Source organism: Okeania sp. SIO3I5 (genome assembly GCF_010672085.1).
Classification (GTDB): domain Bacteria; phylum Cyanobacteriota; class Cyanobacteriia; order Cyanobacteriales; family Microcoleaceae; genus Trichodesmium.
On record NZ_JAAHHT010000296.1, the window covers coordinates 1 to 10,545 of the forward strand.

At 34.8% G+C, this 10,545-nt stretch carries 4 protein-coding genes and 1 pseudogene; 2 read left to right on the forward strand and 3 right to left on the reverse strand.

What is annotated here, in order from left to right:
* Nucleotides 1-497 precede the first annotated feature (497 nt).
* On the reverse strand, nucleotides 498-2,057 hold the full coding sequence (gene kaiC, locus F6K40_RS35585; RefSeq protein WP_293143489.1) for a circadian clock protein KaiC: 1,560 nt from the start codon (nucleotides 2,055-2,057) through the stop codon (nucleotides 498-500).
* 979 nt (nucleotides 2,058-3,036) lie between these two features.
* On the opposite strand from kaiC, the pseudogene F6K40_RS35590 reads away from it, so the two are divergent.
* Nucleotides 3,037-3,758, forward strand: a pseudogene (locus tag F6K40_RS35590) (IS5 family transposase); the annotation flags it as partial.
* A gap of 761 nt (nucleotides 3,759-4,519) precedes the next feature.
* Here the strand turns inward: F6K40_RS35590 and kaiB are convergent.
* The gene (kaiB, locus tag F6K40_RS35595; protein ID WP_011613179.1) at nucleotides 4,520-4,834 is read right to left on the reverse strand and encodes a circadian clock protein KaiB; all 315 of its coding nucleotides are present in this window, start codon (nucleotides 4,832-4,834) and stop codon (nucleotides 4,520-4,522) included.
* 334 nt (nucleotides 4,835-5,168) lie between these two features.
* Entirely contained in the window at nucleotides 5,169-6,140 is a 972-nt protein-coding gene (locus F6K40_RS35600; RefSeq protein WP_293143495.1) for a circadian clock protein KaiA, read from the reverse strand.
* A gap of 640 nt (nucleotides 6,141-6,780) precedes the next feature.
* On the opposite strand from F6K40_RS35600, the gene F6K40_RS35605 reads away from it, so the two are divergent.
* Nucleotides 6,781-10,149, forward strand: coding sequence for an ATP-binding response regulator (locus F6K40_RS35605; protein WP_293143497.1), 3,369 nt, complete (start codon nucleotides 6,781-6,783; stop codon nucleotides 10,147-10,149).
* Nucleotides 10,150-10,545: the final 396 nt, after the last annotated feature.

Genomic DNA, 10,545 nt, shown 5'->3' on the forward strand with positions numbered 1-10,545 from the left:
CGTTATAGTTAGAGAAATTTTCCATCCCACAGAAAGTTGTTGATTTTTGGTGGCTCGAACATCTCATAACTCAGACGTTATAGTTAGAGAAATTTTCCATCCCACAGAAAGTTGTTGATTTTTGGTGACTCGAACATCTCATAACTCAGACGTTATAGTTAGAGAAATTTTCCATCCCACAGAAAGTTGTTGATTTTTGGTGACTCGAACATCTCATAACTCAGACGAATGAGAATTGAGCAGGAAAAGTTTAACCAACTAAAAAAGCACTTGACTGCATCTATCAATCCTTTGAGATTTAATCAGCAGAGCAATAAATATTTTAGTTGTATTAACTGAGTATGATTGGAAAAAAGTACCATAGGGTTTGCTCCATTAAACCGAAAATGTAAGGATTTTGAGCAGGCAAAGGCGAAAAAATTGAGCGATAATCCTTCCTCCTATAGCATCCTCTATAAATTCTCTAACTTTTGAGTTACATTCCCTTAGTCATTATCTTACTCATCCGTTGTCTTTTCTTGAACTCCCTGAATAATTCTAGACAATTCACTTTTCTCATTAACTGTAATTCTAGTTGGAGAACCACTAATAATTCCTTCATAGCTACGGAAAGAATCTTTTATATCTGGGCCTTTAGCTGTAATCGTATATTCTCTAATTCCCTTATCATGCCATGAACCACGCATTTTAAAGACATTAATAGCACGGGACATTTCACCACGAATCTCCACATACTGTAGCATCAAGATAGTATCAGTAATAGTAGAAATATGGGAATCTGTAATAGAATTAGACCCCATAAACTGATCCGTAGTATTAGTAAAAAATCCAGTTATTTCTTCTTGCTTGGCAAAACCAGTTACCCCAATCACAAATTGTCTAAAAGCATTATTACTTACTCCTCTTGCCAAAGCAGATAAAGAGTCAATAGCTATTCTTGATGGTTTAAATTCAGCAATTTCTGATTTAATAATTTGTAAGTGGTCTTCTAAACCTGATGATTCTGGGTAAGTACACAGAATTCTTAATAATCCTTTTTTTTCTAGTTCTTCAAAATCTATACCCCAAGAAGAGGCATTACGGAACAATTGAGCCCTGGATTCCTCATAAGCAAAAAGCATCGCAGGTTCATTATTTATACAACCATTTTCTATAAATTTACTGACTAAAAGAGTTTTTCCTGTACCTGTAGCGCCAGTTGCTAAAATAATTGAATCTTTAAAGAAACCGCCCCCACACATTTGATCGAGAATTTCATCCCCAGAAGAAACCCTAACATTAGAAGAACGTTGAGTTAATCGCATCGCTCCGAGTGGGAATATATTTACACCATCATTAGTAATAGTAAATGGATATTCTCCTTTCATGTGGGTTGTGCCCCTAAGTTTTAGTATTTCCATTGTCCGACGTCTACGTTCACCTTCCAGAGCATTACGGACAATCACAACATTATCAGAGACAAATTCTTCTACTCCAAATCTGGCCACAGGGCCATATTCTTCTACTCTTTCTGTAGTCATAATAGTTGTTGCACCAACTTGTTTAAGTCGTGCAACTAAACGAAATATTTCTCTTCTAACTACCGAAGCAGCATCATATTGTTGAAATACAGCAGTTACAGAATCAATAGAAACTCTTTTAGCTTTATACTTACGAATAGCATATTGAATTCTTTCTATTAAAGCAGATAAGTCAAAATTGCCAACTATGTCTTGTCCCTCTGGATCAGGAGAAGCGTCTAATATAAATAATTTCCCATCATCAACTAATTGCTGTAAATTCCAGCCAAAACTGTAGGCATTTTTAATAATATCGTGGGGAGATTCTTCAAAAGTTACAAATACTCCTGGTTCTTCAAAATAAGTAATTCCATTATAAAGAAATTGAATAGCAAACAATGTTTTACCAGTTCCAGATGTACCACTTACTAATGTTGTCCTGCCAACTGGCATTCCTCCATGACTTATGTCGTCAAAGCCCTCAATCATGGTTTTAATTTTCTCAACCCCTACAGTTGCTATTCTGTCCTTTTTAATAGACTCACTATTTTGATTCATATCCTTAATCTTTTGTTGGAAAAATTTGGCTATCCGTGAATCTATTTATTCCGGCCTTGCCACCTCAAGATATTATATGTCCTGAACATTTATATCACAAAATTCTAAAGTTAATGTCAAAGAGACAGACCTTTCTTTTGAATAAAAGTCATTTTTAATAGACATTATAGAATATTATTATATTATAATCACCGGATATTATATTTTTATCACCTATAAAATATACTTATACTGACAAATATTGTACATATCTAGGACTAGCCAGAAATTGGTATTAAAGAACTGGGGCTGATTCACTTACTCCAAAATTTATTCCTAGCAATTGAAATGTCGGCATATTGTGCAAATCATATTAAAGTTAATAGGATTTATTCCTGGCTACTTAATAGTTTTTTCTAACACCTCCTGCTTCGATTAACCTTTTTTGACAAACCACTCTAAAGTTGTTTTTTTCTGCTTCAATTTGATGAGCATTTTCTATTAATTTTTTAACTGTATGTCGGTTACACCAATAACTCTCTTTGTCTTTTATAGATGGTTCTTAAGATAAGAGAATACTTGATTCATATCGGGACTGCATTTTGATAATGGATAATGGATAATGGATAATTGATAATGGATAATGGATAATTGATAATTGATAATTACCTCTCCCTAACTATGCTTTATCAACATCTTTCTTAATATAAAATTTGACAAAATAGACAAATTATGTGTAGGTCTTTAAAAGGCTTTTTCCAGAGAAAAAATGTATAGAAAAGAACATTTATTTAGAGTAGTTAAGTAGTTTTGCCTAGCTACTAGGACTATTTCTCCCTTCTCCCCTGCTCCCTGCTCCCCTGTTCTCCACAAGGTTTTCAGAAGTTCCTGATCAGGGATAGCCCTAGGGCGTGTCATCAATTAAAGAAGTTGACATTAAAGGTATAGTATGATCCATGAAGAATAACAAGCATAGGACTGCTCTAAATGACTAGACGTTATGGCTTGCTTATCGGACCAATGGGAGCGCATTCAAAATTTACTACCAGGACGTAAAGGGACTGTCGGAAGGAAAGGAAAGGACAACCGTCTCTTTGTGGAAGCTGTTTTATATAGATATCGAGCTGGAATTCATGATTAGAGACTTACCAGAAAGATTTGGGGACTGACCCGTTCGTCCATACCCGTTTTAGTCGTTGGAGTCGTTCAGGAGTCTGGGACAGACTATTTCAAGCTCTAGCTGAGGATGCAGATAATGAGTATGCCATGATCGATGCCACTATTGTTCGTGCTCATCAACATAGTGCTGGAGCCAAGGATAGTAGTACAGAACAGGAAGATATTGGTCGTAGCTTTCGTAGGATTGAGTACCAAGATACATGGGGTAGTAGATGCTCTAGGGTTACCCACCCCTAGCATTTTTAACTCCAGGTCAAGCCTGCGACTTAGATGGAGCAGATATTCTCTTGCCAGTTGTAGAAGCTGGAGCCATTTTGGTGACACAAGCTTATGATGCTCAGGAAAGAGTAATTAGACCTTTAACTCAGAGAGGAATACAAGTAGTGATTCCACTATTATAAAAACCGGAAAGAAAACCGTCACTACGATGAGATCTTGTACAAAGCACGTCATCTCATCGAAAATTTCTTCGCTAAACTCAAACAGTATCGAGGGATCGCTACTAGATATGATAAACGTTCAGTTAACTTCCTGGGAGGAATTCCTACAGGTAGCCTCAGTCATTTTATTAGCATAGTGATCGCCACCATCTCTATCCAGCATACAATACCCCTAAATGTCAACCTCCTTAATTGATGACACGCCCTAAAAGGGAGAAGATTAACTAAAAGGAAAAAAATAAATTTTTTCCCCTTTATTGGGGAGGCTTTAAAGGTGAATTATTTAATTATTAATTATTTGGTAATTTTATCTTAATTTTATCTTAATTTTTCTTTTGGAGATGTCTAATGGTAAATGGTTATATATTCAAGTTCCCAAAATAGATTGGTACAGGTCATAATTCATAGAAATCTACCTGAGCTAGCCAAAATTAAACAGGTTTCACTAACAAAGAAAATTAATTGTTAGTCGATCAATTTAAGTTGAGAAGATAAGTCGATTCCTGTGAGTTTAAAAATGATAAGATTCAACCTACTTGGGAAAATTCAATCCGCTTAGATGCTGTACTAGACCAAGATATTTATCTAGCCACTTCAGTTGGAAATAAATTACCTTCTATCAAATCTTTTAAGAAAGAATCTAGACAAACTAGCCACAGTTTCTCAACGTAAGAAAAAACATAAGCATGGCAGCAAATTCAAGACGTAGACTAGCAAAACGAAAAGGTCGAATCCATCAAAAAATAGTTATCACTCGTCAAGATTTCCTGTATAAAACAGGTTACAAATTTTAAGGAAGTTCTGACCTTCTTTAAAGACATTCAGAAGCCTAAGGTGGCACATTAGCTGTTACCTATAGGTAAGTCACAGATTGTATTCGTCTTCATTGAGTTCTTCATAAAGTAGATCCAATCCAATTAATACCTTTTCCCGGTCTGAAAGATCCCCAATGATTTTTCTCACAGGTGGGGGTAATATTTTTGACAGAGTTGGTGTGGCCAATATTTTATCTTCTTCTGCTAGCTGAGGATTTTTTAATACGTCTATTACTTTTAAGGCATAAACCCCTTGAAATTCTTGTTCAAGAATTTCTTTGAGTGTCTTTAATGCCCGCACAGAATTAGGAGTGTTTCCAGCAACGTATAACTTCAAAACATAGGTTTTCTTCAGAGGACTCATAATTATTCTCAAGTAGTTTTTTCAGCTTTTTTGGATAGTTTTTCCTTGATGAACAACCGATTTAATAATACTTTAACCTCAATCAAAACAGAACTTTTTTGTTTAGGGATTAATTTATTTATTAAATATATTTACAGCTAAAAGCATTAAGTCTTCTTAGTAAGAAAAAATCATATTTTGGATACTAAATTTCAAACTAAAAAAAGTGATTTATCTATCTTTATTATTAGATAGCTTGAAGTTATTAAGCTTACCTATTCCTACACAAGCATTTAGATTAACATTGGCCTACTCTAATTTTTTGCTAGTTAACTTTTATTTAATAATCTAGTTCTCAAGATTCTCTAGGAATAGAACGTCGATACATTTCACACAGATGTGCTATTGTATCTATAAGAGTTAATCGATAATCCAGCAACATTTCCTCACTACGTCCTTCTAACTTTAGTTGTTTAGCAAATTCATCCATTAAATCCATGTGAATTTCTACAATTTGTGTTACGGGAAGATCTGAGAAAAAACATAGGTTAACAAACTCATCTATTTTATTGTTTAGGGAATTATCTTGAGAAAAATATTTGAGCACAATGTGACGATATTCTAACTTAAGTTCGTCTACAAACTTACGACGCTCCCCTGGAGGCATATTCCTAATAAAATTGGCGGGATTCCTTTTGTAGTACACACCTAGGTATCCTAATCTTTCCCTTAATTTTGCATATAATCGGTATTGCTGTTGATGAAGTATATCTTTAGTATAATCGTCAATAGCTTGACTAGATATTTGAGATTGATCTTTTGAGGAACTAGCATGAGAAAGTGTGAGAAATTTTTGAATTGCCTGCTCAATATAAATATCTATTTGGCTAAGTTGATTGATTAATAATGGAACTTCTGCTTGATGGTAAATAAAATTGTGAGAGTTTTCGTGGGGATTATATTTAGTTAAATCATTATTAACTAATTCTTGAGTTTCTGGAGAATTTTCTGACTCAGATTGTTTGATAATTACAGCAGGTAATAAAATAGATTTATTGTGTAACTGATGTATCAAAGAAGTTAGTTCAGAATACTCTTGGAAGAGAAGGCAATCTATGTTAGTATTCTCCTCAATAAGCTGGACAAATTCTCGGCGAGAGTTAGTTAGTGCCACAAGATATCGATCCCTACTCAGTAACTTGGTTACTGAGGTAGCAAATTTGTCATCATGCAAATATATACAAATAGATAGTTGAGTAGACAAAATTTTAGGTACAGCAGCTAAGTCTGGGTTGGGTTGAAAATCTGTAATCGGGGAAATCTCCATTACAAAATAATTTTATTACATCAAAGATTTAAACTAATAATGTAATAAATATTAACATAGATAACCTCTATAGTTTTAGTAATGAGGATAGCATGAAGAATGTAGCTATAGTAGCTATCTATAAATATAGATTCAGCAAAATTATTTGGAATTTTCTCAGAAGACCTCCGACATAGCACCAACTTAAAGTAGTAGTATTAATTCTATATCTGTATACTGCCATAACTATTCAATTCTGTCATTATTACCAAAAAATCAGGTCCAAAGCCTCCCCTTTTAAGGGAATGAAAAAGCGGTCGAGGGATGGGGTTAGCGGAGTGGCTCTCTCAAGAGCGGGTTTCCTCGCCATATCCAATCGACTAAGAGAAATATTCAATTCAGTATTTAAAATCTCCGACTTAGTGGATCGGTACTGATAACTGATAACTGATAACTGATAACTGAAATGACCATCAATGTCAAAATTTAAGCTAACTATAAGCCCAATGGGATTTTCCTACCAGGTATTAACTTAATTATTGTTAATTATCTGTGGACAGATGTAGGGATAAGGGTTACCGTTCCAAATGGCCGCGCATTATAGTCAGGTTAGTCAACACGCCCTTAATGAATATATTTCAGCTAATACACCCGAACTGTCATGTTAATGCCCTACACAACTTTAAAAAAATTTATATCTTCTATACCAGTATGCTTAGACACAGAAAATTTGCAGGTAGTCTGGTCAATTTTCTGTAGAGAAAAATGTGATGAGTTAGTAGTAGTAAATAAGGCACACCAACCACTGGGGTTAATTTACTTACATAGTTTAATTCCTTATCTAGTCTCAAACTCAGAAACCAAACTACTTAAAAGTGATACTTCTAAAAGTGATACTTCTATAGAAAATTGGCAACAACCTCTATCTAAAATAAGTTCTTTGACATTAAGTAGTCTGAGAATATTACCAGCAGACTTAACTGTTGAAAAATTATGGCCATATCTCCAGCCAAAATCTGAAAAGCAGATTAATCAAGAATCTTCTAGTTTACCTATTGCTGTTGTAGATCGAGGAGGTAAATTTTTAGGGTTGTTAGATAGTTGGCGTCTATTAGAATTTATTTCTACGATTGAAGACCTGAAGCTAAATATCTCTACACCAGAAAAGTCTTCAGAAATGTCGCAAATAGTTACGAAAGATTTGCTCGTTCAAGGAACAGTAAAGACATCTTCCTATCTCTATTCATTAATAGAGCTTTTAGAAAAGTTGCCTCTACCTCTAATGTTACAGAGCAATAAGGGCAAATTAATAAATCAGAATTTGGCATGGCGTTCTCAGCTCAAACAAGAACCTGAATTGATAGAAATTGTAGATGTAGTTATACGTTGTTTATCTGCTGAAAATATTAAACAACAGCCTACAGAAGTAAAAATGCCAGATTCCTTACATAAGCTGAGAGATAGTGTTGGATTTTTATCTTCAGAGACAACTAAAGGGATAACTCCTTCTACTACACTTTTACAAGAACGAGCCAAAATACCTAATTTCAATTCTGCTTCTAGTTGCTGTCATTATACTCAGCTAAATACCTACGTTTGTACTATTCCCAAAAAAAATGGTCAAGAGCGAGTATGGCAGTTTAGTAGTCAGCAATTGTTTGACATGACATTAGTTTTAGCCCAGGATGTAACAGAACAACACTTGGTAGGGAAGGAATTACAAGCTAAAAACGCCGACTTAATTCAGCTTAACCGACTTAAGGATGAATTCTTGGCTTGTATTAGCCATGAATTAAAAACACCGTTAACTGCTGTACTGGGTTTATCTAGTTTGTTGAAAGAGCAGACTCTGGGGACTCTCAATGAACGTCAAATCCGTTATACTCAACTCATTCATCAAAGTGGTCGTCATTTGATGGCTGTAGTTAATGATATTCTAGATTTGACTCGCATGGAAACTGGCCAGATGGAGTTAAACCCACAACCAGTTGAAATTCGGAAGGTTTGCGATCGCGCTTTTCAGGAGGCTTTACAACTTCAATATAAGCATCCTCAAGGTCAATCTTCTGCTATATTTACTGATTCTCTGCGAGCTAAGTATACTTTGGAAATAGAAACTGGTCTGAATATTTTTATTGCAGATGAATTGCGTTTGCGCCAGATGTTGGTAAATTTGTTATCCAATGCTTTGAAGTTTACTCCTGCAGATGGCAAGATGGGATTGAAAGTAGCTAGATGGGAAAGGTGGATAACTTTTACTGTTTGGGATTTTGGGATTGGTATACCACCTGACAAGCAACATTTGATTTTTCAGAAGTTTCAACAATTAGAAAATCCTCTCAGTCGTCAGTTTGAAGGAGCTGGTTTAGGCTTAGTATTAACTCAACGTTTAGCTCGTTTACATGGTGGGGATGTTACTTTTATTTCTCAGGAAGGTAAGGGAAGTGAATTTACGTTAATTTTACCACCGAGTCCGCCTCCAAAAGATTTAGAAATTGAAGGATGGGAAACAAATGATTATTTAAAAGCACAAGGATTAATTCCTACTCAGCAAAGTGAAATTGAGACTAAAAAAGAGAGTAAATTAGCTGTTAATAATTACCAATTACCTTTAATGAATTATTCATCTCGTTTAGTTCTAATTGTTGAGGCAGTTCCACGATTTATTGAAGATTTAACAAATAAATTAACAGGTAATGGTTATCGAGTTGTTATTGCACGTTCTGGCACAGAAGCAGTGGAAAAGGCACGAAAGTTACAACCAAAATTGATATTTCTGAATCCATTATTGCCACTTTTATCGGGTTGGGATGTCTTGACTTTGTTAAAAACTGATACTGATACTTGTCAGATTCCTGTAGTAATAACTTCTACTAGAGGAGAGAAAGAACGAGGGATGATTAATGGAGCGAATAAGTTTTTAAGTTTGCCTGTAGAAAAATTAGAATTAGAGCAAATATTAACAGAATTTACTGATTCAAAATCCCTAAAACAGCATTATCAAAAGTTAGTAATTCTCCGTTTAATTCCTGGTAAGTATGACTTTCAGCAGTCTACTACGGAAGATCCTATTTATGAGGATAAGTTTCTTTCACTTCCTACTGAATATAGAATGATAGAAGCGGATGATTTAGCTCAAGCTAATTTACTTGCTAAGATTTGGCAGCCTAATGTAATTCTTATAGAAAGAATCTCTAATCCAATTACTCCAGTTGAATTTATTGAAAAGTTAAGTCAATATTCTACTTTGGCAGCTATTCCTTTAGTAACTCTAGATTCGGAAATTACTCAAGCTGCTAATCAAGTTAAAAGTTTGTCTGTGTTTCCTTGTTTAGCGTTTGAGAAAAATGACGATAATTTAACAGAAACAAAACTTGATTATGAATATTTAACTTCGGCGTTGTGGCAAGTAATTTCTATTGCTGCGGGTATGAGTTGGCTGCCAACTATATTAGTTATGGATGTGGGAAATATTAAAGATTTTACAGTTCCTTTAACTAATGTTTTGTCTGAGGAAGCTGTTGTTAATTTCTCGGATTTTACTCCAGAGAAGAATGGGAGAGATTTAGGAGATAATACTTTTCATTCTCGGATTTTTCCTGATTTGATTTCTGATTTAGAAGTGGCTAATCAAAGTTGGAAAGGTTGTGAAGAAGCAAAATTAGCAATTGATAGTACACAGGTATTGGTTCAGTATATTCAAACTTCGGGGTTTAAGGGTTTAATTGCTAAATCTTGGGTTGAGGTTTTACAGCAGTTGGAAAATCAGAGTGTGGATTTATTGTTAATTTGTTTGCGGGGAAATTTACCGTCTGATTTGGATAAAGCGTTATCTGATTTGGAGGAAGTTGTTATTAAGCCTCCTATTTTAGTTTTGGAATATTCTGATTATCAATTACCTGAAAATATAACGGTAGAAAGTTTGAATTTAGTCTTGAGCAAGATTGCTACAAAAATTTTGCCTTCTGATTTGTCAATAGTAGATTTATTGGAGGAAATTAAGGGTCATTTGACATTTTCTGGGGTTTGAAGGAGTCAGTAGTCAGTATTCAGGAGTCAGAAGTAATTTTTGACTGAGTTTGAGCATTTATAAATGTCCGCGCCCTATTTGCGTAGTGCTATATCTAAAATCTCATAACTCAAACGTTTTAGTTGGAGAAATTTTTAACCACAGGAAAAGTGGCGTTCCATATTTGCGCATTGGAATTATCGCTTTATAGAACACATTTGATATCTTTGAGGTTGATTTTCTTTTCTACAACCTTCGCGATATAGCTGCCGCTAGGCGAGCCTTTCATGTCGGCGACAGCCGAAACGCGTTTCATTTCGCGCAGCGTTTAATGTCGGCTGTTAGCCGAAAAGCGGAACGGAGTTCTATCGCTGAAAAATAATTTCTTAGATGATGGAATTTTTCCGTTTCTATATA

Excerpts from the sequence above, each read along its gene's own strand:
- kaiB (WP_011613179.1), bottom strand. The coding sequence starts at position 4,834 with ATGAGTCCTCTGAAGAAAACCTATGTTTTGAAGTTATACGTTGCTGGA.
- F6K40_RS35600 (WP_293143495.1), bottom strand. The coding sequence starts at position 6,140 with ATGGAGATTTCCCCGATTACAGATTTTCAACCCAACCCAGACTTAGCT.
- F6K40_RS35605 (WP_293143497.1), top strand. The coding sequence starts at position 6,781 with ATGTTAATGCCCTACACAACTTTAAAAAAATTTATATCTTCTATACCA.
- kaiC (WP_293143489.1), bottom strand. The coding sequence starts at position 2,057 with ATGAATCAAAATAGTGAGTCTATTAAAAAGGACAGAATAGCAACTGTA.